Origin of the sequence: Sphingomonas sp. MA1305, from assembly GCF_016107325.1 — a bacterium.
Taxonomy (GTDB): Bacteria; Pseudomonadota; Alphaproteobacteria; order Sphingomonadales; family Sphingomonadaceae; genus Sphingomonas.
On the sequence record NZ_RCVT01000003.1, the window covers coordinates 82343 to 108150 of the forward strand.

25 protein-coding genes are annotated in these 25808 nt (G+C 68.3%); 9 read left to right on the plus strand and 16 right to left on the minus strand.

Going from position 1 to position 25808, the window contains the following annotated elements; genetic code table 11:
* Nucleotides 1-53: 53 nt before the first annotated feature.
* The 4 genes from D9601_RS13445 to D9601_RS13460 all read right to left on the minus strand — a co-directional run bounded on the left by D9601_RS13445 (nucleotide 54) and on the right by D9601_RS13460 (nucleotide 5143).
* Nucleotides 54-269 (minus strand): hypothetical protein, encoded by a 216-nt coding sequence (locus tag D9601_RS13445; RefSeq protein WP_198354571.1) that lies wholly within the window; start codon nucleotides 267-269, stop codon nucleotides 54-56.
* 96 nt (nucleotides 270-365) lie between these two features.
* Entirely contained in the window at nucleotides 366-2156 is a 1791-nt protein-coding gene (locus tag D9601_RS13450) for an AMP-dependent synthetase/ligase (protein ID WP_198354885.1), read from the minus strand.
* 79 nt (nucleotides 2157-2235) lie between these two features.
* On the minus strand, nucleotides 2236-3978 hold the full coding sequence (gene ggt, locus D9601_RS13455) for a gamma-glutamyltransferase (RefSeq protein ID WP_443024753.1): 1743 nt from the start codon (nucleotides 3976-3978) through the stop codon (nucleotides 2236-2238).
* A 124-nt stretch (nucleotides 3979-4102) separates the two neighbouring features.
* Complete coding sequence (locus D9601_RS13460; RefSeq protein WP_198354572.1) at nucleotides 4103-5143, minus strand: quinone-dependent dihydroorotate dehydrogenase; 1041 nt, start codon at nucleotides 5141-5143, stop codon at nucleotides 4103-4105.
* 406 nt (nucleotides 5144-5549) lie between these two features.
* Here D9601_RS13460 and D9601_RS13465 point away from each other — a divergent pair, with 406 nt between their 5' ends.
* The 7 genes from D9601_RS13465 (at nucleotide 5550) to D9601_RS13495 (ending at nucleotide 11840) form a co-directional block, all read left to right on the plus strand.
* Nucleotides 5550-6005 (plus strand): SUF system Fe-S cluster assembly regulator, encoded by a 456-nt coding sequence (locus D9601_RS13465; RefSeq protein WP_198354573.1) that lies wholly within the window; start codon nucleotides 5550-5552, stop codon nucleotides 6003-6005.
* Between the two features lies 1 nt (nucleotide 6006).
* Nucleotides 6007-7470 carry a Fe-S cluster assembly protein SufB gene (gene sufB / locus D9601_RS13470; protein ID WP_443024754.1) on the plus strand — a complete coding sequence of 488 codons (1464 nt, stop codon included), beginning with the start codon at nucleotides 6007-6009 and terminating at the stop codon, nucleotides 7468-7470.
* 260 nt (nucleotides 7471-7730) lie between these two features.
* Nucleotides 7731-8474 carry a Fe-S cluster assembly ATPase SufC gene (gene sufC / locus D9601_RS13475; RefSeq protein WP_198354575.1) on the plus strand — a complete coding sequence of 248 codons (744 nt, stop codon included), beginning with the start codon at nucleotides 7731-7733 and terminating at the stop codon, nucleotides 8472-8474.
* Nucleotides 8471-9541: a SufD family Fe-S cluster assembly protein gene (locus D9601_RS13480; protein ID WP_198354576.1), complete on the plus strand. Its 1071-nt coding sequence runs from the start codon at nucleotides 8471-8473 to the stop codon at nucleotides 9539-9541. Before sufC ends, D9601_RS13480 begins: the two co-directional genes overlap by 4 nt.
* 151 nt (nucleotides 9542-9692) lie before the next feature.
* A complete protein-coding gene (locus D9601_RS13485; protein WP_198354577.1) occupies nucleotides 9693-10901 on the plus strand; it encodes an aminotransferase class V-fold PLP-dependent enzyme in 1209 nt (402 codons plus the stop codon).
* Between the two features lie 11 nt (nucleotides 10902-10912).
* Complete coding sequence (locus D9601_RS13490) at nucleotides 10913-11368, plus strand: SUF system Fe-S cluster assembly protein (RefSeq protein WP_198354578.1); 456 nt, start codon at nucleotides 10913-10915, stop codon at nucleotides 11366-11368.
* Nucleotides 11369-11489: 121 nt separating this feature from the next.
* Complete coding sequence (locus tag D9601_RS13495; RefSeq protein WP_198354579.1) at nucleotides 11490-11840, plus strand: HesB/IscA family protein; 351 nt, start codon at nucleotides 11490-11492, stop codon at nucleotides 11838-11840.
* Between the two features lie 114 nt (nucleotides 11841-11954).
* Here D9601_RS13495 and D9601_RS13500 read toward each other — a convergent pair whose 3' ends face one another.
* Nucleotides 11955-13109 (minus strand): N-acetyltransferase, encoded by a 1155-nt coding sequence (locus tag D9601_RS13500; RefSeq protein WP_198354580.1) that lies wholly within the window; start codon nucleotides 13107-13109, stop codon nucleotides 11955-11957.
* Nucleotides 13110-13267: 158 nt separating this feature from the next.
* Between D9601_RS13500 and D9601_RS13505 the strand changes: the two genes are divergently transcribed.
* Both D9601_RS13505 and D9601_RS13510 read left to right on the plus strand, forming a co-directional pair.
* Nucleotides 13268-14362: a fatty acid desaturase gene (locus D9601_RS13505; protein WP_198354887.1), complete on the plus strand. Its 1095-nt coding sequence runs from the start codon at nucleotides 13268-13270 to the stop codon at nucleotides 14360-14362.
* An 86-nt stretch (nucleotides 14363-14448) separates the two neighbouring features.
* Nucleotides 14449-14985 carry a hypothetical protein gene (locus D9601_RS13510; RefSeq protein ID WP_198354581.1) on the plus strand — a complete coding sequence of 179 codons (537 nt, stop codon included), beginning with the start codon at nucleotides 14449-14451 and terminating at the stop codon, nucleotides 14983-14985.
* A gap of 10 nt (nucleotides 14986-14995) precedes the next feature.
* Here the strand turns inward: D9601_RS13510 and lptG are convergent, their stop codons facing one another.
* From lptG to D9601_RS13565, 11 genes are all read right to left on the minus strand, one after another.
* On the minus strand, nucleotides 14996-16087 hold the full coding sequence (gene lptG, locus D9601_RS13515) for an LPS export ABC transporter permease LptG (RefSeq protein ID WP_198354582.1): 1092 nt from the start codon (nucleotides 16085-16087) through the stop codon (nucleotides 14996-14998).
* On the minus strand, nucleotides 16084-17277 hold the full coding sequence (lptF, locus tag D9601_RS13520) for an LPS export ABC transporter permease LptF (RefSeq protein ID WP_198354583.1): 1194 nt from the start codon (nucleotides 17275-17277) through the stop codon (nucleotides 16084-16086). The genes lptG and lptF overlap by 4 nt, the downstream gene beginning before the upstream one ends.
* Before the next feature lie 100 nt (nucleotides 17278-17377).
* Entirely contained in the window at nucleotides 17378-19249 is a 1872-nt protein-coding gene (locus tag D9601_RS13525) for an ATP-binding protein (protein ID WP_198354888.1), read from the minus strand.
* A gap of 123 nt (nucleotides 19250-19372) precedes the next feature.
* Entirely contained in the window at nucleotides 19373-20629 is a 1257-nt protein-coding gene (spt, locus tag D9601_RS13530) for a serine palmitoyltransferase (protein WP_198354584.1), read from the minus strand.
* Nucleotides 20626-20874 (minus strand): acyl carrier protein, encoded by a 249-nt coding sequence (locus D9601_RS13535; protein WP_198354585.1) that lies wholly within the window; start codon nucleotides 20872-20874, stop codon nucleotides 20626-20628. The genes spt and D9601_RS13535 overlap by 4 nt, the downstream gene beginning before the upstream one ends.
* 40 nt (nucleotides 20875-20914) lie before the next feature.
* Nucleotides 20915-21814 (minus strand): NAD-dependent epimerase/dehydratase family protein, encoded by a 900-nt coding sequence (locus D9601_RS13540; protein ID WP_198354586.1) that lies wholly within the window; start codon nucleotides 21812-21814, stop codon nucleotides 20915-20917.
* A 130-nt stretch (nucleotides 21815-21944) separates the two neighbouring features.
* Nucleotides 21945-23045, minus strand: coding sequence for a glutamate 5-kinase (gene proB, locus D9601_RS13545; RefSeq protein ID WP_198354587.1), 1101 nt, complete (start codon nucleotides 23043-23045; stop codon nucleotides 21945-21947).
* 67 nt (nucleotides 23046-23112) lie between these two features.
* Nucleotides 23113-23265 carry a hypothetical protein gene (locus D9601_RS13550; RefSeq protein WP_198354588.1) on the minus strand — a complete coding sequence of 51 codons (153 nt, stop codon included), beginning with the start codon at nucleotides 23263-23265 and terminating at the stop codon, nucleotides 23113-23115.
* 150 nt (nucleotides 23266-23415) lie between these two features.
* Nucleotides 23416-24462 (minus strand): GTPase ObgE, encoded by a 1047-nt coding sequence (gene obgE, locus D9601_RS13555; RefSeq protein WP_198354589.1) that lies wholly within the window; start codon nucleotides 24460-24462, stop codon nucleotides 23416-23418.
* A 37-nt stretch (nucleotides 24463-24499) separates the two neighbouring features.
* Nucleotides 24500-25072 (minus strand): TetR/AcrR family transcriptional regulator, encoded by a 573-nt coding sequence (locus D9601_RS13560; protein ID WP_198354590.1) that lies wholly within the window; start codon nucleotides 25070-25072, stop codon nucleotides 24500-24502.
* 71 nt (nucleotides 25073-25143) lie between these two features.
* Nucleotides 25144-25689 (minus strand): GNAT family N-acetyltransferase, encoded by a 546-nt coding sequence (locus tag D9601_RS13565; RefSeq protein WP_198354591.1) that lies wholly within the window; start codon nucleotides 25687-25689, stop codon nucleotides 25144-25146.
* Nucleotides 25690-25808: the final 119 nt, after the last annotated feature.

A 25808-nucleotide genomic window follows, 5' to 3' on the forward strand; every position in this document is an offset into this window, starting at 1 on the left:
CCGCCACCGCGACAAGCGTCACGGTGACGGGTTCCCTGCCTATCGGCCGCGGCTTAGCGGTGCATTGCGGCCTTCTCGGCGCGTGCCTTCTTGGCATAATGGTGATGGGCGATCACGCAGCCAGCGGCTGCCCCCATCATGGCGTGACCTTTGCCGACGAAATGGCCGCCGACCGCGCCGGCGGCGGCACCGCGGACACAGCCCTTGGCCAGCGCCGGCGACGCGGTCGCGACCATCAGCGGCAAGGCGAGAAGCGAGACGTAACGCATCGGACGATCTCCCGTAGGTGAATAGCCCCGGTATAGCGGCGTGGCGGCGCGCTGGTTCCGTTACAAATGCGTCATGTCGGGCCGGATCGTCTGCGGTCACGCGCCCTTGTACAAGGCGTCGAGACGCTCGCCGTACATGGCGCGGATCATGTGGCGACGAATCTTCAGACTCGGCGTGAGCTGTTCATTCTCGATCGCGAAAGGCGCATCGGCGAGGATGAAGCGGCGGACGCGCTCGGTCACCGACAGATCCTTGTTCACCCGCTCGATCGCATGGCCGATCGCGGTGCGATATTCGCTGTTCTCCGCAAGGCGCGAGAAGTTGCAGGCGTCGCCGTTGGCGGCGCACCATTCCTGCGTCCACTCCGGATCGGGGACGATCAGCGCGACCATGTACGGCTTGCGGTCGCCGTAGATCATCGCCTGGACGATCTCGGGTTGCAGCGTCAGCATGCCCTCGATCTTCTGCGGCGCGACATTGTCGCCCTTGTCGTTGATGATCAGGTCCTTCTTGCGATCGGTGATCTTGATCCGGCCGGCCGCGTCGAATTCGCCGATGTCGCCGGTGTGCAGCCAGCCGTCCTTCAGCACGCGCGCGGTTTCCGCCTCGTTGCGCCAATAGCCGTGCATCACCAACTCGCCGCGCACCAGGATCTCGCCATCGTCGGCGATACGCACCTCGGTCTCGACCAGGGGCGGGCCGACCGTCTCCATCCGCAATCCGGCGGAGGGGCGGTTGCACGAGATGACCGGCGCCGCCTCCGTCTGGCCATAGCCCTGCAGGAAGGTCAGGCCGAGGCTCTGGAAGAAGATGCCGATCTCCGGATTGAGCGGCGCGCCGCCCGACACCATCGCCTTCAGCCGGCCGCCAAACTTCTTGGCGATCTTCGGCTTGAACAGGGTGTTGACCGCGAGCTGCGCGGGGCGGTCGATCAGGCGCAGCTTGCCTTCGTATTCACGCGCGCCGATGGCGAGCGCCTGGCCAAGCAGTTTCTGCCCCAAGCCGCCCTGCTTCTCGATCGCCTTGCTGATCCGGGTGCGCAGCACCTCGAACAGGCGCGGCACGACGACCATGATCGTCGGGCGCACTTCCTCGATGTTGCTCGCCAGCTTGTCGAGCCCTTCGGCATAGTAGATCTGGCCGCCGAGGCCGATCGGGAAATGCTGGCCGCCGGTATGCTCATAGGCGTGGGAGAGGGGCAGGAAGGACAGGAACACCTCGTCGCCCCAGCCGAAATCCTCTGAGATGACGGTGCAGCAGCCGTTGACGTTGTGCAGGATGGCGCCGTGGTGCTGCATCACCCCGCGCGGCGCGCCGCCGGTACCGCTGGTGTAGATGATGCAGGCAAGGTCGTCGCGCGCGAAGGTCGCCCGCCCGGCGGCGTGATCCGCGCTGGTCGGATGGTCGGCGATCAGCTGGCGCCAGCTGTGGAAGTCGATGCTGGCGGACGGGGCGCGCATATCGTCGATGCCGATCACCGTCTGGCCCTGGTTGGAGCGCAGCACCGCGGGGAGCAGCGTCTTTGCCAATTTATCGGTCGAGACGATGATCGCGCAGGCGCCGGAGTCGGCGATGATATGGGCGTGGTCACGCTCGGTGTTGGTGATGTAGGTCGGCACGGTGACGCAGCCCGCCGCCATGATGGCGAGGTCGCTGATGCACCATTCCGGCCGATTCTCGCTGACCAGCATCACCCGGTCACCCGGCTTGACGCCGATCGCGGTCAGGCCGGCGGCGAGGCTGGCGACCTGACGCGCTGCCTCCGCCCAGCTGGTCGAGACCCAGGTCCCGCCCTGCTTCGCCCAGAGGAACGGCGCGTCCCCTTTCTCGCGGGCGCGCGCAAAGAACATCGCGACGAGGTTGGGAAAATATTCCAGCTTGCGCATCATTCTCTCCTGACGCCGGGCGGCGCTGCGTGGCAGCCGCCTGTGGCGGTAAACGTTGCCAGCCGCCTGTGGCGGACAACTATTCGGACGGACGGTTGGCTGCAGCGCCGATCCGCGCCGGCCGGGTGACGCGGCCGTCCTCCGCCACCGCGACGCCTTCGCTGCGCGGGTCGGCGGCGCCGGTCCAGCGGCCGTCCTTCCATTCCAGCGCATTGGCCTTGAGGCCGAGCGGTGCGATCTCCGTCCGCTCGCCGAGCGCGGCCAGCGCTGGCTGCATCGCCGCGGCGGCGGTATCCGCCTCCAGCGTCGCGACCGGGCCGGGGGCGTAGACCAGGCCGAGGGCGATCGCATCCTGCGCGCTGAGGTGCCAGTCGATGACGCCGACGATCGCCTTCGCCACCTGCGCGATGATCGTTGATCCGCCCGCCGCGCCGATCGCGAGGCGGACCTTGCCGTCAGGGCCGTAGACGATCGTCGGCGCCATCGACGAGCGGGGGCGCTTGCCGCCCTCGACCCGGTTGGCGACCAGATAGCCGTTTCTGGCGGGGACGATGTCAAAGTCGGTCAGCTGGTTGTTGAGGACGACGCCGTCCATCGCCAGGCCGCTGCCCCACGGACCTTCGACCGTGGTGGTCACCTCGACGACGTTGCCGGCGCGATCGGCGACGGCAAGGTCGGTCGTGCCCGCGACCTCGCTGACCGGCGCGGCGACGCGCGGCGGCGCGCCCGGCGGCGTGCCCGCGGCGACGCTCGCCATCGTCGTGGTCGGCGAGATCAGCGCGGACCGGCCGCGCAGATAGGCGGTGTCGAGCATGCCGGCGACCGGCACCTTCACATAGTCGGGATCGCCGACGTACATGTTGCGATCGGCATAGGCGAGGCGGCTGCTTTCCGCGAACAGGTGCCAGGCGGTGGGGCTGTCCTTGCCGAGGCCGGTCATGTCGAACCGTTCGAGCTGCTTCAGGATCATTAGCACGGTGATGCCGCCCGACGAGGAGGGCGCCATGCTGCAGATGCGGTTGGCGCGATAGGTCAGACAGACCGGGGTGCGCGGCTTGGCATCGTAGCTGGCGAGATCGCCGGTCGTCATCTTCGACGGGTTGCGGGCGGCGGTGTCGACGATGGTGACCAGCTTCTGCGCCTGCGCGCCGACATAGAAGCTGTCGGGGCCGCGCGCCGCGAGCTGGCGGAGCAGCGCGGCCTGCGCCGGATTGCGGACGAGGTCGCCGACCGCATAGGCGCTGCCGTCCGGCCTGGTGACCAGCGCCCGGCTGTCCGGCGTCAGGTGTGCGCCGTAAGCGGCGACCGCATTGACGTAGCGCGGGCTGGCGCGGAAGCCGTCGCTGGCCAGGCGGATCGCCGGCTCGAACAGCTTCGCCCAGGGCAGCTTGCCGCCGCTGCGATGCGCCATCGCCATGCCGCGGATCGCGCCGGGAATGCCGACGCTGCGCCCGCCGGGGACGGCGTCGTCATGGCTGAGCGGCGTGCCGTCGGCGGCGTAGAACCAGCGCGGATCGGCGGCGGCGGGAGCGATCTCACGCGCGTCGATCGCGTCGACCTTGCCGGTGCGCGCGGCGTGGCGGACCCAATAGCTGCCGCCGCCGAGCCCCGAGCTCTGCGGCTCGACCACGCCGAGCGCGAGCATCGTCGCGATGGCGGCGTCGGTGGCGGTGCCGCCGGCCTTCAGGATCTCCGCCCCGGCGGCGGCGGCGCGGGGGTCGGCGGCGCTGACCATGCCCTGAGCGGGCGGAGCGGTCTTGGCGAACGAGGCGGCGGGAAGCAGCGCGGCGGAGGCGGCGAGCGCGGTCAGGAGCGTCTTCATCACGCCAAACCGTAGCGGCATGACGGGTGAGGGCAAGGGTGAAGGGGCTGTCTTCGCCGGCATCCGTCACCACCACCCCTCGACCGTCATCCCCGCGAAGGCGAGCATGACGGCTCGGGCTTGATCAGGCCGCCGTACCGACCGCCGCCGCCACCGTCGCGAAGCCGTCGCGGGCGAGCAGGGCGTCGAGGTCGCGCAGGATGCGCACCGGCAGACTGGGGCCTTCATAGACCAGCGCGCTGTACAGCTGCACCAGGCTGGCGCCGGCGCGGATGCGGGCATAGGCCTCCGCGCCGCTGTCGATCCCGCCGGCGGCGACCAGCGGCAGCGCGCCGCCGGTGGCGTTGCGGACGTCGGCGAGCCGCTGGCGGGCGAGCGCCGCCAGCGGTGCGCCGGACAGGCCGCCGGTCTCCCCCTTGCCGGCGGCGGACAGGGGCGGGCGGGAAATGGTCGTGTTGCCGATGATGATGGCGTCGACGCCATGGTCGATCGCGGCGCGGGCGACGCCGTCGATGCCGGCCGGGTCGAGATCGGGCGCGATCTTGAGGAACAGCGGTGTCCTCCCCTTCGCCGCGGTGCAGGCAGCGAGCAGTGCGGCGAGCGCGGCGCCATGCTGCAGGTCGCGCAGCCCCGGCGTGTTGGGGCTGGAGATGTTGATCGTGACATAGTCGGCCAGCGGCGCGGCGGCGGTGACCCCGGCGACATAATTGGCGACGCGATCGGTCGCATCCTTGTTGGCGCCGACGTTGATGCCGAGCAGCCCCGCGCCGCGGCGGATTGCCGTGCGGACATTGGCGATGCCGGCGGCCAGGCCATGATTGTTGAAGCCCATGCGGTTGATCACCGCGCGGTCGGCGGCCAGACGGAACAGCCGCGGTCGCGGGTTGCCGGCCTGGGGCAGGGGGGTCAGCGTGCCGATCTCGACGCTGCCGAAGCCAAGCGCGTACAGCCCGTCGATCGCCTCGCCGTTCTTGTCGAGTCCGGCGGCGAGGCCGACCGGATTGGGAAAGGCGAGGCCGGCGACGCTGGTGGCGAGGCGGGGGCGGCGGGCGTCGGCTCTGGCGCCGCCGGGCAGCTTGCCGCGCAGCTTGAGCGCGCCGATCGTCATCGTGTGCGCGGTTTCCGGATCGAGCGTGAACAGCAGCGGGCGGGCGGCGTAGGTCATGTCCGCGCCATCGCATCGCGCGGGGTGGGCGTTCAAGGGATTCGCGCGAAGACGCTTGGCCGCGACGAAGTTGAGTTCACGCGAAGCCGCGAAGAAGAAGATGGTTCACGCAGAGGCGCGGAGGCGCGGAGAGGTCCGCTTGCGGCTCCGTCTCACGTCAGCGAGACCGGCGCTCATCGGCTTCAAGCGAAGGAGCTGCCGATGGCGGCTCGGGAGATCGCCGCGAGCGCGAATCTCCGCGCCTCCGCGCGAACCAAGACGCTTCCCGTCTTCGCGGCTTCGCGCGAACCAAAACCTCTCACGCTGATCGGCTTTTCCACGGTTGACCCACGGGCACAAACGCCTATCTGGCCAATCGGAACGATTTTGTCCGATTTGCGACACGTTCGCAACTGGAAAAGGAACGATGCGGCTCTCAAGCCTCGCCGATTATGCGGTCGTCCTGATGACGGCGGCGGCGCGCCTTGCCGATGCGGGGCGGCTCAACGCCACGCGTCTGGCGGAGGAGACCGGCGTGCCGTTGCCGACCGCGCAGAAGCTGGTCAGCCGGCTGTCGGCAGCGGGGCTGCTCGACAGCGCGCGCGGCACCGGCGGCGGGGTCGCGCTGGCGCGACCGGCGGCGGCGATCAGCCTGGCCGACATCGTCGAGGCGGTCGAGGGCCCGATCCAGATGACCTCCTGCGTCGACGGTGCGGCGCACGATTGCGCGATCGACCATCAATGCCACGTCAAGCCGCATTGGGGCGTGGTCAATGCCGCGGTGCGCGGCGCGCTGGCGGACGTTTCGCTAGCGTCGCTGTGCGGCGCGCCCTCCCTTTCGGCTTCCAACAGGACCCCGGCCTTTGCCGGGGCGGATGAGTGATATGGCGACCAAGAATGCCGAGGCCTATGAGGCCATTTCGAAGAAGTACGAGTGGGGCTTCGCCACCGACATCGAACAGGACTTCGCGCCCAAGGGGCTGAGCGAGGACACGGTCCGCTACATCAGCGCCAAGAAGGGCGAGCCCGAATGGATGCTCGACTGGCGGCTGAAGGCGTTCCGCCTGTGGCAGACGATGGAGGCGCCGGACTGGGCGAAGCTCAACGTGCCGCCGATCGACTATCAGGACGCCTATTATTACGCCGAGCCGAAGGCGAAGGCGACGATCGCCAGCCTCGACGAACTCGACCCGGAGATCCGCCGCACCTACGAGAAACTCGGCATCCCGATCGAGGAGCAGAAGGTGCTCGCCGGGGTCGAGGGCGCGCGCAAGGTCGCGGTCGACGCGGTCTTCGACAGCGTCTCGGTCGCGACCACCTTCCGCAAGGAGCTGGAGGAGGCGGGGGTCATCTTCCGCTCGATCAGCGAGGCGGTGCGCGAATATCCCGATCTGGTCCGCCAATGGCTGGGCAAGGTGGTGCCGCAGCGCGACAATTACTTCGCGACGCTCAACAGCGCCGTGTTCAGCGACGGCACCTTCGTCTACATTCCGGAGGGCGTCCGCTGCCCGATGGAGCTGTCGACCTATTTCCGCATCAACGCGGAAAACACCGGCCAGTTCGAACGGACGCTGATCGTCGCCGACAAGGGCGCCTATGTGTCCTACCTCGAGGGCTGCACCGCGCCGATGCGCGACGAGAACCAGCTGCATGCCGCGGTGGTCGAACTGGTCGCGCTCGACGATGCCGAGATCAAATATTCGACCGTCCAGAACTGGTATCCGGGCGACGAGAACGGCGTCGGCGGTATCTACAATTTCGTCACCAAGCGCGCGCTCTGCCAGGGCCGGAACAGCAAGGTGTCGTGGACGCAGGTCGAGACGGGCAGCGCGATCACCTGGAAATATCCATCCTGCGTGCTGGCCGGCGACGGTTCGGTCGGCGAATTCTACTCGGTCGCGGTGACCAACAATCTGCAGCAGGCGGATACCGGCACCAAGATGATCCACCTCGGCAAGAACACGCGCTCGACGATCGTGTCGAAGGGGATTTCGGCGGGGCGGTCGGACAACACCTATCGCGGGCTGGTGCGCGTGGCGCCGACCGCGGAGGGCGTGCGCAACTTCACCCAGTGCGACTCGCTGCTGCTGAGCGACAAGTGCGGCGCCCATACGGTGCCGTATATCGAGGTGAAGAACCCGAGCGCGCAGATCGAGCATGAGGCGACGACGTCGAAGATTAGCGAGGACCAGCTGTTCTACGCCATGTCGCGCGGCCTGGATCAGGAAGCGGCGGTGGCGCTGATCGTCAACGGCTTCGCGCGCGAGGTCTTGCAACAGCTGCCGATGGAGTTCGCCGTCGAGGCGCAGAAGCTGTTGGGGATCAGCCTTGAGGGGAGCGTGGGATAATGCTGTGGCACGTCACCATGGCGGGTGAAGCGTTGTTTTCGCTATCGTGTTGGTGGCTGGTCTATGGGGCATTGCGATACCGCCGGGATCTTCCGTCGAAGCACTCTGATCGGCTCCAATATCAAACGCAGCCTCAGTTGTATATTTTCGCTGTTTTAGTTTGGGCAATGGTGGGCGTCATGACGGCATTGCTATTTTGGTTGTACGCGTTTGTCATGATCACTGGTCGCCCTCCTTTTATTTGATTGTCTGAGAGATAGATGCTGAAAATCGAAAACCTTCACGCCGAGATCGACGGCAAGGCGATCCTCAAGGGGCTGACCCTTGAGGTGAACGCGGGCGAGGTGCACGCGATCATGGGTCCGAACGGCGCGGGCAAGTCGACGCTCGGTTACGTGCTCGGCGGGCGGCCCGGCTATGAGGTGACGCAAGGGTCGGTCACGTTCGACGGGCAGGATCTGCTGGAACTCGAGCCGCACGAGCGTGCCGCGGCGGGCGTGTTCCTCGGCTTCCAATATCCGGTCGAGATTCCGGGCGTGTCGAACGTCCAGTTCCTGCGCGAGAGCCTGAACGCGCAGCGCGTCGGACGGGGCGAGAAGCCGCTGTCGGGCGGCGAATTCCTGAAGCTGGCGCGCGAGCAGGCGGCGGGGCTGGGGCTCGACCAGGAGATGCTGAAGCGGCCGGTCAACGTCGGTTTTTCCGGCGGCGAGAAGAAGCGCAACGAAATGGTGCAGATGGGCATCATCGATCCCAAATTCGCGATCCTCGATGAGACCGACAGCGGCCTCGACATCGACGCGCTGCGCATCGTCGGCGACGGCATCAACCGGATCATGCGCAAGGCCGACAAGGCGGTGCTGCTGATCACCCATTACCAGCGGCTGCTCGACTATGTGCAGCCCGATCGCGTCCACGTGCTCGCCGACGGGCGGATCGTCCGCTCGGGCGGGCCGGAGCTGGCGCATGAGCTGGAGCGCGAGGGTTACGCGGGGGTGGCAGCGTGACGCCGCTGCTCGACCTGCCGTCGAACCGCGAGGAGGCGTGGCGCTGGGCCGATCTGGGCGGCATCGCCGCGGCGGCGGCGCTGGCGCCGGTGGCGGCGCCCGAGGCGGAGTTCCTCGACCTGCCCGGCGCGAAGCTGCTGTTCGTCGATGGCGTGCTGGACGCGACGCGTAGCGATCTCGGCCCGGTGACGCTGGGCGCGGTCGATCCGGGCGAACATCCGCTTGGCCGGCGGGCGTCGCAGGGCTGGACGCTGCGTCTCGCGGCGGATGCCGTCGCCGAGCCGGTGCAAGTGGTGCATGTCGCGACCGGTGCCGAGAACCATCTCGCCGCCGCGATCGCACTGGCCGACGATGCCGCGGCGCAGGTGATCGAGACCTATGTCGGGGCGGGCTGGTCGAACCGGCTGGCCCGGATCACGCTCGGCAAGGCGGCGCGGCTGATGCGGTCGGTGCGGTTGTTGCAGGCGGCGGGCTTCACCTCGCTGCGCGAGGAGGCGACGCTGGGCGAGGGCGCCAGCCTGGTGACGACGGTGCTCGGCGCGGGCGATGCGGGCACGCGGATCGACGGCGCGATATGCCTTGCGGGCGAGGGCGGCTATGCCGAATTCGGCGGCGCGCTGCTGACCCGCGATGCCCAGCGGCAGGAATGCGCGGTGCGCGTCCGCCATGCCGCGCCGAACGGCCAGAGCCATCAATTGTGGCGCGCGGTGGCGGCCGATCGCTCGGTCGCCAGCCTCGCCGCCGCGGTCGAGGTGGCGCGCGACGCGCAGAAGACCGATGGCGAGCAGAGCCTGCGCGGCCTGCTGCTGCAGCGCACGGCGACGGTCAACCTCAAGCCGGAGCTGGAGATCTTCGCCGACGACGTGAAATGCGCGCATGGTGCGACGGTCGGCGAGCTCGACGCGCGGGCGCTCTTCTACATGCAGAGCCGCGGTATTCCGAAGGCGCGGGCGCAGGCGCTGCTGACCCGCGCCTTCGTCGCGGACGCGATGGAGCGGATCGGCGACGAGACGGTGCGTGAGGCGTTCGTCGCGGATGCCGACGCGTGGCTGGAGCGGGCGTTGTGAGTGGTGGGACCCTGATCCTCCCCGGCACGGGGAGGGGTACCGCGACGCGGATCGGCGTGGTGGCGGGGGCTTTCCACGCGGCGCATCGCTTGAGGAAGCCCCCCTCCACCAGCTTCGCTGGTCCCCCTCCCCGTGCCGGGGAGGATAAGTGATGTCGTCCTCCGACAAGCCCCTCGACACGCTCGCCGATTTTCCTGCCATCCCCGCAGGCTGGGCGTATCTCGACACCGCGGCCACCGCGCAGAAGCCGCGCCCCGTGATCGACGCGATCACGCGGGCTTATGGCGAGACCTACGCCACGGTGCATCGCGGCGTGTACCAGCGGTCCGCCGACATGACGCTCGCCTATGAGGCGGCGCGGCGGAAGGTGGCGGGCTTCATCGGTGCGGGATCGGCCGACGAGATCGTCTTCGTGCGCGGCGCGACCGAGGGGATCAATCTGGTCGCGCAATGCTGGGCGGGAACGCAGCTCAAGGCCGGCGACCGTATCCTGCTGTCGATGCTGGAGCATCACAGCAACATCGTGCCGTGGCAGATGGTCGCCGAACGCGTCGGTGCGGCGATCGACGTCGTGCCGCTGACCGCCGACCATCGCATCGACCTGGACGCGATGGCGCGGATGCTGACGCCGCAGCACAAGCTGGTCGCGCTGGCGCATGTCTCCAACGTGCTCGGCTCGGTCCTCGACGTGCGGCCCGCGACCGAGCTGGCGCATCGCGTCGGCGCGAAGATCCTGCTCGACGGCTGCCAGGCAGTGCCGCGCGTCGCGGTCGATGTCACCGCGATCGGGTGCGACTTTTACGTCTTTTCGGGACACAAGCTCTACGGCCCGACCGGGATCGGCGTGCTGTGGGGGCGGCCGGAGCTGCTCGATGCGATGCCGCCCTATCAGGGGGGCGGATCGATGATCGACCGCGTGACCTTCGCCCGGACGACCTATGCGCCGCCGCCCGGGCGGTTCGAGGCGGGGACGCCGCATATCGTCGGCGCGCTCGGCCTCGCCGCCGCCATCGACTATGTCGAGGGGATCGGGCTCGACCGTATCCATGCGCATGAGACGGCGCTGGTGCGCGATGCCCGCGCGGCGCTGGCGACGATCAATTCGGTGCGCCTGTTCGGGCCGGACGATGCCGCGGGCATCGTCTCCTTCGCGGTCGAGGGGGTGCATCCGCACGACGTCGGCACCATATTGGACGAAGGCCGGGTGGCGATCCGCGCCGGCCATCATTGCGCGCAGCCGCTGATGGAGGCGCTAGGCGTCGACGCGACCGCGCGGGCGAGCTTCGGCGTCTACAACGGGCCGCAGGATATCGAGGCGCTGGTCCGGGGCGTCGAGCGCGTAACGCGGATTTTTGGGTAGGGATTTTTCGGATGAGCGACACGATCCGGGTCGAAGAGGTGGAAGCGGTGGCCGCGCCGCCGCGCGCGCGCGTCGAGGACGCCGGCGGCGCACCGCGCGAACGCGACTATCTGTCGGGCTTCCTGCAGCAAAAGCCGGCGGGCGATGCGGCGAACGAGCCGGGCGGCGCGCTGTACGAGAGCGTGATCGAGGCGCTGAAGGAGATCTATGATCCCGAGATTCCGGTGAACATCTACGATCTCGGCCTGATCTACGGCGTCGAGGTGACCGAGCAGGGCCATGCCGCGGTGACGATGACGCTGACCACGCCGCATTGCCCGGTGGCGGAATCGATGCCGGGCGAGGTCGAGCTGCGCGTCGGATCGGTGCCGGGGATCGCGGTGGCGGACGTCAATCTGGTCTGGGACCCGCCTTGGGACCCGCAGAAGATGTCCGACGAGGCGAAGCTGGAATTGGGGATGTTGTGAGCAACAAGCCCCTCCCCTTCAGGGGAGGGGTTGGGGTGGGGGCTGTCCGCGAGCGCATTCCTTGCGGCGACGCCCCACCCCCTACCCCTCCCCTGAAGGGGAGGGGCTTGGAGAAGAAGAGATGACCACCTTACGCCAGCGGCCGGCGCCGCTGATCCTGACCGAGAGCGCCGAGGCGCGGATCGCCGAGCTGATGGCGCGCGCGCCGGAAGGTGCGAACGGCGTCAAGCTGTCGACGCCGCGGCGCGGCTGTTCGGGGCTCGCCTATTCGGTCGATTACGTCACCGAGGCCAAGCCGTTCGACGAGCGGATCGAGACGCCGGGCGGCACGCTCTACGTCGACGGCGGCTCGATCCTGTATCTCGTCGGGTCGACGATGGACTGGGTCGAGGACGATTTCACCGCCGGCTTCGTGTTCAACAATCCGAACGCCAAGGGCGCCTGCGGCTGCGGGGAAAGCTTCACGGTGTAGGCGCTGTTCGTCATGCCGGACTTGTTCCGGCATCCACCGCTGTGCACACGCAGCAGCCTTGGCTTACGCGGACGGGTGGATGCCGGAACTAGTCCGGCATGACGGTTGGAATGGTCACAACGCCTTTTCGTAGATTACGTAGGTCTTGTTGACGCGGCTCTGGATCGTCTCGGCGATCGAGCGCATCCCCTGATTGTCCTCGAGGATCCAGCCGATCTCGCCTCGGCTCGCACCGTAACGCTCCACCGACGCGCGGCGGATATACTCGATCATCATGAAGGCGAGCTGGCTCGCCATACGCGACGATTGCAGCTCCTTGACGACGCCCATCAGCGGCACGCGCATCGTCCGCACCTTCGGCTTGCGCAGCCACAGCAGCAGCTTCGCCCAGCCGAACGGCAACAGGCTGCCGCCCAGCGGCTTCAGCGGCTCATTGAGATCGGGCAGGGTGATCATGAACGCGACCGGCTTGCCGTCCAGCTCGGCGATGCGGATCAGGTCGTTGAACACGATCGGCTTCAGCTTGACGCCGACGTCCTTGATCTCCGGCGGGGTCAACGGCACGAAGCCCCAATTGTCGCTCCACGCATCGTTGAGGATGCCGAGGATGATCGCCGCTTCCTGGTCGAACTTGCTCTTGTCGACCTCGCGCACGGTGATGCGCGGATTGTTCTCGCCGGACTTGATGATCCGCTTCACGATCGGCTGAAATTCCTGCGTGATGTCGAGCTCGTAGGTGTAGAGCGTCTTGACCACGCCGTAGCCGGCGCGCTCCACCCAGCCCTGATATTCGCGACGGCCGTGACCCATCATGATCGTCGGACTATGGTCGAAGCCCTGGACCAGCAGGCCCGGCTCTTCCCAGATCGACTGAGAGATCGGGCCGAGCGCGCGGGTCATGCCCTGTTCGCGCAGCCAGCCTTCCGCTTGGGCGAGCAGGGCGACGAAAATGTCCTCGCGCTCCGCATCCATCAGGCCCCATTGGCCGACGCCGGGGCCGAAGCCCTGTTCGGCCGGCATGGTCAGCGCCAGCGTATCGATATGCGCGGAGATGCGTCCGACGACGCGACCGCCCTCTTCGGCGAGGAACAATTGCGCCTTGGCGTGGCTGTACCAGCCGTTCTTTTCGGGAGTAATCAGGCCGAGGGCTTCACCCTTCAGCGGTGGGACCCAGTGCGGATCGTCGCGATACAGACGAAAAGGCAGGTCGACGAAGGCCTTGCGGTCCTTCTTCGTCACTACAGGGCGGATCGTCACGTTGCTGGCCATCGTCTTTCCCTCCTCCGGCGCCGGGCGCATCTAGCACGAAGCCGCGGGCAAGCGAGTGACGATTGCGTCATCAGTGATCGAAAACTTGCGCGGACCCACGGGCGTCGCGCCTGTAAATGCCACGCTGTCGCCACTATCTGGAGGCAATGGCACAGGTCATGGACAGCACCCTTTCCCTCGCACGCGATACCGCCCCCGCGGCGGAGGGCGCGCGCGCCAAGACGATCCGGATCGCCGACGACAAGGCGATGCTGCGCACCGCGGCGGAACTGACGCGCGATCTGATCGCGCCGCGTCCCCGCGTCTATTGGGCGGACATGATCGCCTCGGTCATCGTCGGCTATGGCGCCTTGGTGGCGGCGGTGACGGTGTCGGGTGCCGGCTGGGTGGTGCTGGCGGCGGTGATCGCCGCGCTGGCGCTCTATCGTGCGGAAAGCTTCATCCACGAAGTCAGCCATATGAAGCACAGCAGCGTGCCGGGCTTCCGCGCCGGCTGGAACGCGCTGGTCGGCGTGCCGATGCTGACGCCCAGCTTCATGTACGAGGGCGTGCATAACCTGCACCACGCCAAGACCCGCTACGGCACGGTCGAGGATCCGGAATATCTGCCGCTGGCGCTGATGAAGCCGTGGACGCTGCCGGCGTTCGTCGTCATCTCGGCGTTGGCGCCGATCGGCCTGCTGATCCGCTTCGCCATCCTGTCGCCCCTGTCGCTGCTTTCGCCGCGACTGCGGACCATCGTGCGCGAGCGCTATTCGGCGCTGGCGATCAACCCGCAGTTCCGCCGCCGCGCGCCGGAGGGCGAGGCGCTGGCGCTGTGGAACCGTACCGAGACGGCCGCCAGCCTGTGGGCGATCGCGATCGTCGTGCTGACCGCCACCGGCGTCTTCTCGCTGCGCGGCGTGCTGATCGCGCTGGCGATCGGATCGACGGTTGCGGTCGTCAATCAGGTCCGCACCCTGGTGGCGCATCTGTGGGAGAATGACGGCGAGCCGATGACCGTCACCGGCCAATATCTCGATTCGGTCAACGTGCCGCCGCCGGCGTTGTTGCCGGCTCTCTGGGCGCCGGTCGGCCTGCGCTACCATGCGCTGCATCATCTGATCCCGGCGCTGCCCTATCACTCGCTCGGCGAGGCGCATCGCCGCATCACCGCGGCGCTGGAAGCGGGCTCGCCCTACCATAAGGCGAGCTACGCGGGCCTGCCCGGCCTTGTGCACAAGATCGTACGGAGCACGCTGGTCGCGCGCTAATTCGATGGTCGGGATCGTCCGTCCCGCCTAGAATGACGGCGACGGCTGCGGCGTTTCGCCCGGCCGGAACGAAAGGCGCGGGATCAATGGCGAGCATCGTGATCTTAATCGCGCTGGCGGCACAGGCTGCAGCAGATAATGCCGCATCGGGCGCCGGGACGATCACCGTCGCCGTCGCCCCCGATACGCCGGTCAGCCCGCCGGAGGCAGCCTTGCTGGCCGAGGGGGTGGGCGACGCGCTGGCGGGGGCGAGCTTCCTCGTGCTGCCCGGCCAGGGCGTGGGGCGCTATACCGCGCGCGTCTCGCTGACGCGCCATGCGCAGGGTCCGGTCACCGCACCGGGCAGTGCGATCGCATCAAGCGCCGGGGTCGCCAATTGGGGTGCGGGCCTGCGCGTCACGCTGCCGACCAACAAGCAGCAGATCCACGAGCTGATGGTGTCGACGCTGACGCTCAGCATCGTATCGCGTAAGGATGGTCGTGTCGTGTGGACGGGCAAGGCACTGACCGCGCAGGTCGAGGGCACGCGGGCCGATGCGCCGGGCGAGCTCGGTCGCCGGCTGACCCGGGCGCTGATGACGCGCTATCCGCAGCCGACGCCGGACACCTTGTCGGTGCCGTAATCCGGTAGGGCTATTCCTCGGTGCGGATCAGCACCGCTTCGCCGATCAGCAGGAACAGCAAAAATGGCGCCCAGGCGGCGAGGAACGGCGGGTAGGCGCCGAGATTGCCCATCGCCAGCGCGAAATTGTCCGCGACGAAATAGGCGAAGCCGAGCGCCATGCCGATCACCGCGCGAATGAACAGCTGGCCCGAGCGGGCGATGCCGAACGCCGCGACCGCGCCGAGCAGCGGCATCAGCACCGCGGACAGCGGCCCGGACAATTTGTGCCACAGCGTGCTTTCCAGCGACTTGGTCGGCCGGCCGGCGTCGCGCAGGTCGCCGATCGCTGCCTCCAGCGCGGGGAAGGACAGGCCGTCGGGATTGACCTCGCCGAGGGTGAATTGATCGGGACGGACACCGGGCGCGACGATGGCGGTGCCGATCGCCCGCTGGCGCGCGGTGGCGACGTCGAAGCGGGTCGCGGGGGCGATCTGCCAGCCGTTGCCGACCCGGCGGCCGCGCGGCGCGGTGATGATCGAGACGAGGTTGCCGCCGGTGCGGTCGTAGACGGTGACGTTGCCGAGCTGCACCGCATTGCCGCGGCCGCGGACCTGGCCTACCGCGATCAGATCGTCGCCGTCGCGCACCCAGACGTTGGACCGGTCGCCGCGGTCGATCGGCAGCGCGCCATATTCCACCGCCTTCCACTGGTCAAGCGTCGCGGTGGCGCGGGTGACGATCCGTTCGTTGAACGCGAAGCTGAAGATCGCCACGCCAAGGCTGGCGACGAGCAGCGGCGCGAGCACCTGATGCGCCGACAGGCCCGCCGCCTTCAGCGCGATGATCTCGCTGTTCTGGTTCATCGTGAAGAAGGTCGCGATCGCGCCGAGCAGCACCGAAAAGGGTAGCAGAAAGGCGATGATCTGCGGCGCACGCAGCGTGACATAGGTCCACACCTGCGCTTGCGTGTTGCCGGGATGGGCGAGGATGTTGCCCGATTCGCCGAGCAGGTCGAGCGTCTGCAGGATCAGCACCAGCGCGGCGAGCAGGCCGAACGTCCGCGTGAAGAACAGCCGCGCCATGTACCAGGACACGACGCGCGACGGGAAGAAGGCGTTCATGCCGTGCCCTTCTTGCGGTTGCGGCCGGGAATGTAGCGGACGATGACCTTGCCGACCTTGCCGAAGGCGCGCTCGATCGCGCCGATCGGCTGACCGCCGGGGACATAGGCGATCGTATAGTACATCCAGAGGATCAGCCCGGCGAAGATCAGGAACGGCGTCCACAGCGCGATCAGCGGGTCGATCCGGCCGAGTTCGCCGATCGAGGCGGCGTATTCGTTGACCTTGTGATAGGCGACGATCATCACGATTGCCAGGAAGACGCCGACACCCGACGATGATCGCTTCGGCGGCACGCCGAGAGCGATGGCGAGCAGCGGCAACAGGAACATGGTTGCCACCTCGACCAGGCGGAAGTGGAATTCCGACCGCGTGCTGTCGCGCTGTTCCTCGCTCGCCGCGCGATGGCCGAGCTTGGCGAGTTCGGGCAGCGTGAATTCGAGATTGCGACCGCCGCGACGCCGGAAGCTCTCATATTTCGGCAGCGGGATCGGCAAGTCGTGTGAGGTGAAGGTCAGCACGCGCGGCACCTGGAAATTGGGCGCCTTGTGCACCAGCGTGCCGTTGGTCAGGCGGAAGATGATCGTATTGGGATCGTCCGTCGCCAGGAACTGGCCGCTCTGCGCGGTCACCGAATAGCTGGTGCCTTTGTTCTCGACATGGACGAAGATGCCCTCGAGTTGACGACCGCGGTCGTGGCTCTGCTCGATGCGCAGCGTCATCTGGCTACCGAAATGGGTGAACTCCCCGACCTTGATCGAGGCGCCGAGCGCGCCGGTGCGCAATTCGAAGCGCAATTGCTCGTAATAATAGCGCGCCTGCGGCTGTACGAAGCCGACGATCGCGATGTTGAGCGCGGCGAGGACGATCGCGTACATATAGGGCACGCGCAGCAGCCGTGTGTAGCTGACGCCGACGGCGCGTAGCACGTCGAGCTCCGAATTGGCGGCGAGGCGGCGGAAGGCGAGCAGGATGCCGAGCAGCAGGCCGATCGGAATGCCGAGACCGAGATATTCCGGCAGCAGATTGGCGAGCATCCGCCAGACGACGCTGATCGGGCCGCCCTGCGTCGCGACGAAGTCGAACAAGCGACGGATGCGGTCGAGCACCAGCAGCATGGCCGCGATGGTCAGCGTCGAGATCAGCGGCAACGCGATCAGCCTGGCCATGTAGCGGTCGATGGATTTCATGCGGGAAGGGGCTCGGGCCGGAACGGGAAGGGCAGGCGTATAGGATTGCAGGCTAGACGCGCCAGCTAAAAATACCGTTCCGACACCGCAGACGGGGCGGCTATTCCGCCGCGATCCGATGCGGCGCGTCCGGCCGTTCGCGCGCCATCGCGGCGCTGATCGCACGGTCCAGCCCCGACAGGGTGAACGGCTTGCGCAGTACCTGATGGTCGCCGAACTCGCTGGCATTGGCCTCGCCCGCGAAGCCGGTGACGAACAGCACGGCGACGTGCGGCACCTGCGGGGCGAGCGCGGCGATCAGTTCGGGACCGGTCTGGCCGGGCATCAGCACGTCGGAAATGATCAGGTCGATGTCGTCATGTTCGGCCAGCAGCGCCGCCGCCTTGCCGGGCTCGTCGCACGGCACCGGCAGATGGCCCAGTTCGGCGAGCGCGGCGACGGTGGCGGCGAGCACGCGCGGATCGTCTTCGACGACCAGCACGTGCAGCGTCTCGCCGCGATCGACCGGCGCGGCGGCGGCGGGCGAGGGTGCGGCGGCGGGGGCGACGCTGGTATCGCGCGGCAGGAAGAGCGTCACCGTCGTGCCACGGCCGACGACGCTGTCGATCGCCATCGCGCCGCCCAGTTGGCGGACGAGCGCGAAGATCTGGCTGAGGCCGAGGCCGGTTCCCTTGCCGACCGCCTTGGTGGTGAAGAACGGTTCGAAGACGCGGTCGATGATCTCCGGCGGGATGCCGGTGCCGGTATCGGTGACCGCGATCGTGACGTGGTCGCCAGCGCGGCATTCGCCGACCTCGCCCGCGTTCAGCGTCGCGGTGCCGGTGGCCACGGTCAGCGTGCCGCGCCCGTTCATCGCGTCGCGGGCATTGACCGCGAGGTTGAGCACCGCATTCTCCAGCTGCACCCGGTCGGCACGCACCCGCCAGCCGCAGGCCGCGTCCTGCGTGGTCACGGTGATCGCGTCGCCGAGCGTCCGGTCGAGCAATTCCGACATACCCGCGACCAGCCCCGCCGCATCGAGCGACTCCGGCTTCAAGGACTCCTCGCGGCTGAAGGCGAGCAGGCGGCGGGTCAGCGCAGCGGCGCGGTCGGCACCATCGGTGGCATTGTCGAGGTGGCGGCGGGCGGCGACCGGATCGTGGTCGACGCTGCGCCGCGCCAGTTCCAGTCCGCCCAGCACCACCGCGAGCATGTTGTTGAAATCGTGAGCAATGCCGCCGGTCAATTGGCCGACCGCCTCCATCTTCTGGATTTGGCGCAGCTTCGCTTCCTGGACGCGCAGATCCTCCGTGGCGCGCGACACCGCGGCGGCGAGTTCCTCGGCCCGCTGCTGCGCCGCCGTCGCCTCTGCGCGGGCGACGGCCCGTTCGCCGATCGCGCGGATGATGAACCAGCCGAGCAGCAAGGCGCCGACGACGATGAGCACGCCGAAGAGCGCCAGCACCGCCGCCAGCCGGTTCGACCGCTGCACCGTGCGCATCGCGTCGGCGGTGCGCGCGTCGAGCAGGGCGCGCTCGCCGTCGATGATCCGGTTGAGCGTCCGGTCGATGTCGCTGAGGCTGGCAGACTGTCGCGCCTTGTAGAAGCGGGCGAGCGCCTGCGCATTCTTCTTGTAGGTGGTGCTGAGCGCGATCAGCGACAGTTCCTCGCCGCGATCCTCATAGGCGTCGCGGAGATGGTCGACGCGGCGGCTTTGCGTCCGGCTGGGCATGACGAGATCGTCGAGCCGGTCGAGCTGGGTGCCCGCCAGCCGCCATTTGTCGTAATAGATCTGGCCGAGGGCAGTGTCGCCGCTGATCACGTATCGGCCGAGCGCCGCTTCGGATTGGGCGATCGATCCCGCCAGCGTCCGCGCCAGGATCATCACGTCATAGCTGTGCGCCTGCAGCCGCAGCGCCCGGTCGCGCTGCCGGTTAGCGTTGCCGAGCGTCACGATCAGTCCGGCCAGCACGAGCGCACCCAGCAACCCCATCACGACCAGCGTGATGGTGCGCCATGCGGCTTGGCCCCCCCGGGCCAGCGGTTCGGCCTCGTCCCGCGTCACGGCAAGGATGCTACCCCAACCTCCCGTCGCTGGGAAGCCGGGGACGGCGGCTCAGCCGATCGCGCCCACGGCCTGACCCGCGGCGCGGAAATGGCCGAGCACGGTGTCGATCTGCGCGTCGCTATGCTCGGCGCACAGCGAGCAGCGCAGCAGGAAGGTGCCGGCCGGCGTTGCCGGCGGCCGCGCCATGTTGACGTAGACACCCGCCTCGAGCAGCGCCTGCCACATCGCCACCGCCTGCATCTGGTCATCCAGGATCACCGCGACGATCGCGCTGTCCGGATTCTCGGTGCCGAGCCGGAAGCCCAGTTGTTTCAGGCCGCCGTGCAGGCGACGCGCGTTGGACCAGAGCTGCGCCCGCTTGCCATGCGCGGTCATCAGCTTGCGGATCGACGCCTCTGCCGTGGCGACCACCGACGGCGGCAGCGAGGCGGTGAAGATATAGGGGCGGCAGGCGAGGCGGATCGCCTCGAACTTCGGATGGTTCGAGACGCAGAAGCCGCCGACGGTGCCGACCGATTTGGAGAAGGTGCCGACGACGAAGTCGACATCGCCTTCCAGGCCCTGATCCTCATAGACGCCGCGGCCGTTGGGGCCGAAGAAGCCCATCGAATGCGCTTCGTCGCTGAGCACCATCGCGCCATGCTTCTTGGCGACGGCGACCATCTCCTTGAGCGGCGCAATGTCGCCGAGCATCGAATAGACGCCCTCGAGCACGACGAGCTTGCCGGCATCCCTGGGCAGGCGGCCGAGCCGCTTGTCGAGGTCGGCGACGTCGTTGTGGCGGAAGCGGACGATCTCCGCATAGCCCTGTTTGCAGCCGTCGTAGATCGAGGCGTGGCTGTCGGCGTCGAGAATTACGTAGTCGCCCTTGCCGGCGACCGTCGAGATCATGCCGAGATTGGCCATATAGCCGGTCGAGAAGACGATCGCGCCCGACACGCCGTAGAAATCGCGCAGCGCCTGTTCCACCGCCATGTGGTCGCGGAAGGTGCCGTTGAGCATGCGGCTGCCGTTGGTGCCCGATCCGAACTGGTCGAGCGCGGCATGGCCGGCGGCGACGACGTCGGGATCGAACGTCATGCCCATGTAATTGTAGGTGCCGAGCAGGATCGTGTCGCGGCCGGCGATCACCGCCTCGGTCGGGCTCTTCACCTGTTCCATGACGATCGCGAAGGGATCGTTGACGCCGGTGTCGATCAGCGCCTGACGCTCGGCGATCAGGCCGTCGAACTTGCTCATCAGGTCGCGCGGCGCGTCGCTGACCAGCGGGCTCGGCACCTCCGGCTGCAGGCCCGTCTCGGTCATGCCTGCGCCTTCAGTTTGACGACGGCATCGGCGAGCTGACCGATGTTCTCGATCTCGGCCTGCATGTTCATCGTGATGATGATGTCGAACTCGTCCTCGATCGCGGCGACGAAGTCCATCACCGTCAAGCTGTCCCATTCCAGGTCGCCCTGGAAGGTGGTGGCGTCGGTCAGCGCGACGCCCTTCTTGTTGAAGGGTTCGATCTGGGCCTTGATGGTGTCGAGGATCTGGGTGCGGTCGGTCATGATGATGTTCCGTTGGCAGGCAATTACGGCAGGGTTGCGGCTATAGCAGGCCGTTGGCGCGATACCACCGGGCGGTGGCGGCGAGGCCGTCTCCGGTGGTCGTGGTGGCGGTCCACAGCGCTGGAGGCGGGCGGCGGGCGGGATCGGCAGTCCAGTCGCCGTGGCAGAGGTAGCCGACGCGGTCGGCGGTCAGCTTGGCCGCCGTGCCGCGCAGCCGACGATCGAGCGCCGCGCCGAGGCGCAGGCCGGCAGCGGGCAGATGGATCGGCCAGACACGCCGCCCGACCGCTCGGCCGATCAGCCGCGCCATTTCGGCATGGGTGAGGACATGGCCGTCGTCCGCCTCCAATATGGCGCTGGGCCCGCTCCGCTCCGCGAGCGCCAGGAGCAGTCGGGCGAGATCCTCGACCGCGATCAGCGACACCTTGCCCGGCGGCGGCAGCAGCGCCAGCCCGAAGCGGGCGAGGCGGAACATGTCGCGCATCTCCATGTCGCCGGCGCCGTAGACGCCGGTCGGGCGGACGATCGTCCAGTCGAGCGGCGAGGCCGCGACCAGCGCCTCGCTCTCGCGCTTCGACCAGCCGTAGAGCGACAGCTGCGGCTCCCGCGCCGAAAGGGAGGAGACGTGGACGAAGCGGGCGATACCCGCCGCCTGCGTCGCGGCGATCATGGTGCGGGTGCCATCGACGTTGCCGGCGACGAAGCCCGCGCGATCCGGTGCGCTGACAACACCGGCGACATGGATCACCGCGTCGCTGCCCGCGACGAGATCGGCGAGGCTGCCGGGACGATCCAACGCCCCCTCCACCCAGGTGACACCGTCGCGTGCCGGCTGAGCACGCCGGGTGAGGGCGCGGACGTGGTGGCCGGCGGCGAGTGCTCGGTCGACCAGCACGCGTCCCACGAAGCCGGTGGCGCCGGTGATGGCGAGGGTGGTCATCGGCCCGCAATCCTGGTGCCGTCATCCCCGCGCGGGCGAAGATCCAGACCCGCCGTGATCTGCGATAGAGGCGCAAAGCCGGACAGTCTGGATCCCCACCTGTTCGGGGAGGACGAAGAGCAGAGGCGCATCACAGCAGCGCCAGATGGTTGCGGTGGACCAGCGCGGCGCGGGGGGCATAGCCGAGGATGTCCGTTTGCTCCTCCGTCCGGCGGCCGAGCAGGCGCGCGGTTTCGGCCGCGTCATATTCCGCCAGGCCGCGTGCGAGGCGGCCGTTCGGCCCCTCGATCGTGACCAGGTCGCCGCGCGCGAAATCACCCTCTACGCGCGTCGCGCCGGCGGCGAGCAGGCTGCCGCCCTGCACCAGCGCCGCCGCGGCGCCGGCGTCGACATGGATGCTGCCGGCGGCGGTCAAGCCGCCGGCCAGCCAAGCCTTGCGGGCCGACGCGGTCCGCTCGGCGACGAACAATGTGTGCCGCGGCTCGCCGGCGAGCGGATGATCGACCCGGCCGGAGGCAATAGCAAGCGCGGCACCCGCCGCGGTGGCGATCCGTGCCGCCTCGACCTTGGATACCATGCCGCCCGATCCCATGCCGGAGGCGGAGCCGCGGTCGGCCATGCCGGCGACCGCGTCGATCCGCTCGACCCGCGCGATATGCCGTGCGGCCGGATGGATGTGCGGATTGGCGTCGTACAGTCCGTCGACGTCGGACAGCAACACGACACCGCTGGCACCCGCCGCCTGCGCGACACGCGCCGCAAGGCGGTCGTTGTCGCCGAAGCGGATTTCCTCGGTAGCGACGCTGTCATTCTCGTTGATGACCGGCACGACGCCCAGGCCGAGCAGCCGGCCGAGCGTGGCGGCGGCGTTGAGATAACGGCGGCGATCCTCCAGATCGGCAAGCGTGACCAGCATCTGTGCCGCCGTCAGGCCATGCAGGCCGAGCAATTCCGCCCAGGTCTGGCTGAGCGCGATCTGACCCGTCGCAGCGGCGGCCTGCGCGTCTTCCAGGCTGGCACGACCGCCTTTCGCAAGGCCGAGCCGGCGAGCCCCGAGGGCGATCGCGCCCGAGGATACGATCGCGACCTGTTGCCCCTCGCGCATCCGCGCGGCGATGTCGGCGACCAGGGTGGCCAGCCATGACCGTCGAACATCCCCCTCGGCGCCGACCAGCAACGCGGAGCCGACTTTCACGATCAGGCGGGGGCAGGCGGCGGGCGCGAACAGCATGGCCGCCCGCCTTTGCCCGCTTTGTCGATTGACTCCAAGGGGTGGCGGCACCGTCGGTGCCGCGCCGTTACTGCAGCGAGGACGAAGGAATGCCGGCGGTCAGCGCACCGAAGCCGTGTGCCTCGCAATATTCCGAAGCCTCGGTGATCAAGGCAACGAGCAGCGTTTCGTCGAGCGCCAAGGCCAAAGCGAGCGCCTGGTCGAGATGAAGGCGCATCATCCGTCTCGCATCAAGGTCGTTCACACGCGCACACTCCGCTCCGGATGCAATCGCCGGAGCATCTAACCGAACTGGATACGGTTCATTGTGATCCAGATCAACAAGACAGCGCTTTGATCGACCGAAAGCGTACCTAAATCGGTGGATCGCCTATAGGGGCGACCATTCCACGGTATCTTCTTCGCCGTCGTCGCTGACCGGCGTCTGGGCGGCCGGACCGATCGCCTCGAGCAGCCGGTCGAGCACCCAGTCGACGCCGGTGCCCGCCGCACCCGACAGCGGAATCACATCGGCGCCGCTTGCCGCGGCGAGTTCGGCGGACAGCGCCTCGACCAGCTCGTCGTCGAGCGTGTCGATCTTGTTGAGGGCGATCACCTGCGGCTTGTCGGCCAGGCCGGCGCCATACGCCTCCAGCTCGTCACGGACGATGCGATAGCTTTCGGCGACATCCTCGTCATTGGCGTCGACGAGGTGGAGCAGCACGCGACAGCGCTCGATATGGCCGAGGAAACGGTCGCCGATGCCGGCACCGTCCGCCGCGCCCTCGATCAGGCCGGGAATATCGGCGACGACGAATTCGCGATTGTGGTGGCGGACCACGCCCAGCTGCGGCCGCGTCGTGGTGAAGGCATAGGCGCCAACCTTCGCCTGCGCATTGGTCACCGCGTTGATGAAGGTCGACTTGCCCGCATTGGGCAGACCGACGAGCCCGGCATCGGCCAGCAGCTTCAGCCGCAGCCACACCCACGCTTCCTGGTAAGGCCAGCCAGTGCCGTGCTGGCGCGGCGTACGGTTGGTCGAGGTCTTGTAGCTGGCGTTGCCGCGACCGCCATCACCGCCGCGCAGGAACACTTCGCGCTGGCCGACGCGGGTGAAATCAAGCAGCACCTCTTCCTTGTCTTCCGACAGGACCTGCGTGCCGACCGGGACCTTGATGACCAGATCGTCGCCGCCGGCGCCGGTCCGGTTGCTGCCGGAGCCGCCCTGGCCGCGCGGCGCGCGAAAATGCTGGGTGTAGCGGAAGTCGATCAGCGTGTTGAGGCCGGCCACCGCTTCGAAGACGATGTCGCCGCCCTTGCCGCCGTTGCCGCCGTCGGGGCCGCCATATTCGATGAACTTTTCGCGCCGGAAGCTGACGGCGCCGGGGCCGCCCCCGCCGGAACGGACGAAAATCTTGGCTTGGTCAAGGAAATGCATGACGTCTCTTTAGCGTGCCGCGGCGGCAAGGCCAGTGTCAGCCGAGCGGCTGGCGCAGGGCGTCGGCGGCGATGTCCCGAGCCGTGCGGCGCGGCAGGCCGAGCGCGCGGGCGATCGGCGCGCCGAGCAGCGCATCGCCGAGCGCCATCAGCATCAGCTGCAGCGTCTCTTCGGCGATGGGCCGGGGGCGGGGGGCGAGATCGATGGCGAGTTCGTCGACCAGGCCGTGGATCGCGGCGAGAATCGGGTCGAGCGCATCCTGGTTGCCGGTCAGGATCATCCAGCTGGCGAGCGCACCTGCTCCATCCCTGTCGAACGCGTCGAAGACCAGTTCGACGATCCCGGCCGGGTCGCGCTCGTCGGCTGGTGTTTCGGCGATACGCGCCCGGATCGCGGCGGAGATGGCGCTCGCCATGCGCGCGATCAGCGCCTGCTGCAGCCCCGCCGCCGAACCGAAATGATGAAGCAGATTGGCGTGGGTGCGGCCGATCTCCGCCGCCACCGCCTTCAGCGTCACCGCTTGCGGCCCCTCGGCGACGAGGAGCCGGCGCGCGGCGTCGAGGGCGCGATCGCGAGAGGCTTCCGGGGACAGGCGCTTGGGCGTCGGCACGGGCAGCGGCGTAGCGGGCAAGGGCGCGGAACGTAAGGGGCGATGTCCCCCTCCCCGAAGGGAGGGAACGGTCAGGCCGCGATCGGCATCGGTTTGGAGTCGTCCGCCGTCAGGTCGAGCGTATATTCGACGCTGGTCGCCGCGTCGGCGCGCGCGGGCGAGCGCTTCAGCGCGGTCCGGCCGGTCGGTTGGAAGCCGAGCTTGCGCAGCACCCGACCTGATGCGGGATTGTCGGCATAATGCCAGGCGCCGAGACGCGCGAACGGTAGCGCATGCCTTGCCATGTCGACCACGGCGCGGCCCGCCTCGGTCGCATAGCCGCGCCCCCAGGCGGACGGGGTCAGCCAATAGCCGAGCTCGGGCCCGTGATCATATCGTGTGATGCCGATGCCGCCGATCAGCGTCGGCGTTTCGCCGTCGTGGCAGACGATCTGGAAGCGCGGTTCGTGGGCGCCGCGCGGGCTGGACAGAAAGGCCGCCGCCGCTGCCTCGTCATAGGGGAAGGGGACGTGGCTCAGCATCCGCACCACCGCTTCGTGTCCGATTGCCTGGCTCAGTGCAGGGGCGTCCTCCGGCCAGCCGGGCCGCAGGGTCAGTCTCTTGGTTCTGGCGAACATGCTCGTCGCTCTCCTCATACGTGCCGCTGCCACGCGTCTGTGACGCGGCGGCGACAGGGTTGAGGGAGCACGAAAAAAGGGAGCCGGGGTGACCCGCCTCCCTTGTCTGGTTGGCACCG

Bases quoted from the DNA above. Each gene is read 5' to 3' on its own strand.
- D9601_RS13445 (WP_198354571.1), bottom strand. From the start codon at position 269: ATGCGTTACGTCTCGCTTCTCGCCTTGCCGCTGATGGTCGCGACCGCG.
- D9601_RS13450 (WP_198354885.1), bottom strand. From the start codon at position 2,156: ATGCGCAAGCTGGAATATTTTCCCAACCTCGTCGCGATGTTCTTTGCG.
- ggt (WP_443024753.1), bottom strand. From the start codon at position 3,978: ATGAAGACGCTCCTGACCGCGCTCGCCGCCTCCGCCGCGCTGCTTCCC.
- D9601_RS13460 (WP_198354572.1), bottom strand. From the start codon at position 5,143: ATGACCTACGCCGCCCGCCCGCTGCTGTTCACGCTCGATCCGGAAACC.
- D9601_RS13465 (WP_198354573.1), top strand. From the start codon at position 5,550: ATGCGGCTCTCAAGCCTCGCCGATTATGCGGTCGTCCTGATGACGGCG.
- sufB (WP_443024754.1), top strand. From the start codon at position 6,007: ATGGCGACCAAGAATGCCGAGGCCTATGAGGCCATTTCGAAGAAGTAC.
- sufC (WP_198354575.1), top strand. From the start codon at position 7,731: ATGCTGAAAATCGAAAACCTTCACGCCGAGATCGACGGCAAGGCGATC.
- D9601_RS13485 (WP_198354577.1), top strand. From the start codon at position 9,693: ATGTCGTCCTCCGACAAGCCCCTCGACACGCTCGCCGATTTTCCTGCC.
- D9601_RS13490 (WP_198354578.1), top strand. From the start codon at position 10,913: ATGAGCGACACGATCCGGGTCGAAGAGGTGGAAGCGGTGGCCGCGCCG.
- D9601_RS13495 (WP_198354579.1), top strand. From the start codon at position 11,490: ATGACCACCTTACGCCAGCGGCCGGCGCCGCTGATCCTGACCGAGAGC.
- D9601_RS13500 (WP_198354580.1), bottom strand. From the start codon at position 13,109: ATGGCCAGCAACGTGACGATCCGCCCTGTAGTGACGAAGAAGGACCGC.
- D9601_RS13505 (WP_198354887.1), top strand. From the start codon at position 13,268: ATGGACAGCACCCTTTCCCTCGCACGCGATACCGCCCCCGCGGCGGAG.
- D9601_RS13510 (WP_198354581.1), top strand. From the start codon at position 14,449: ATGGCGAGCATCGTGATCTTAATCGCGCTGGCGGCACAGGCTGCAGCA.
- lptG (WP_198354582.1), bottom strand. From the start codon at position 16,087: ATGAACGCCTTCTTCCCGTCGCGCGTCGTGTCCTGGTACATGGCGCGG.
- lptF (WP_198354583.1), bottom strand. From the start codon at position 17,277: ATGAAATCCATCGACCGCTACATGGCCAGGCTGATCGCGTTGCCGCTG.
- D9601_RS13525 (WP_198354888.1), bottom strand. From the start codon at position 19,249: ATGGGGTTGCTGGGTGCGCTCGTGCTGGCCGGACTGATCGTGACGCTC.
- spt (WP_198354584.1), bottom strand. From the start codon at position 20,629: ATGACCGAGACGGGCCTGCAGCCGGAGGTGCCGAGCCCGCTGGTCAGC.
- D9601_RS13535 (WP_198354585.1), bottom strand. From the start codon at position 20,874: ATGACCGACCGCACCCAGATCCTCGACACCATCAAGGCCCAGATCGAA.
- D9601_RS13540 (WP_198354586.1), bottom strand. From the start codon at position 21,814: ATGACCACCCTCGCCATCACCGGCGCCACCGGCTTCGTGGGACGCGTG.
- proB (WP_198354587.1), bottom strand. From the start codon at position 23,045: ATGCTGTTCGCGCCCGCCGCCTGCCCCCGCCTGATCGTGAAAGTCGGC.
- D9601_RS13550 (WP_198354588.1), bottom strand. From the start codon at position 23,265: ATGATGCGCCTTCATCTCGACCAGGCGCTCGCTTTGGCCTTGGCGCTC.
- obgE (WP_198354589.1), bottom strand. From the start codon at position 24,462: ATGCATTTCCTTGACCAAGCCAAGATTTTCGTCCGTTCCGGCGGGGGC.
- D9601_RS13565 (WP_198354591.1), bottom strand. From the start codon at position 25,689: ATGTTCGCCAGAACCAAGAGACTGACCCTGCGGCCCGGCTGGCCGGAG.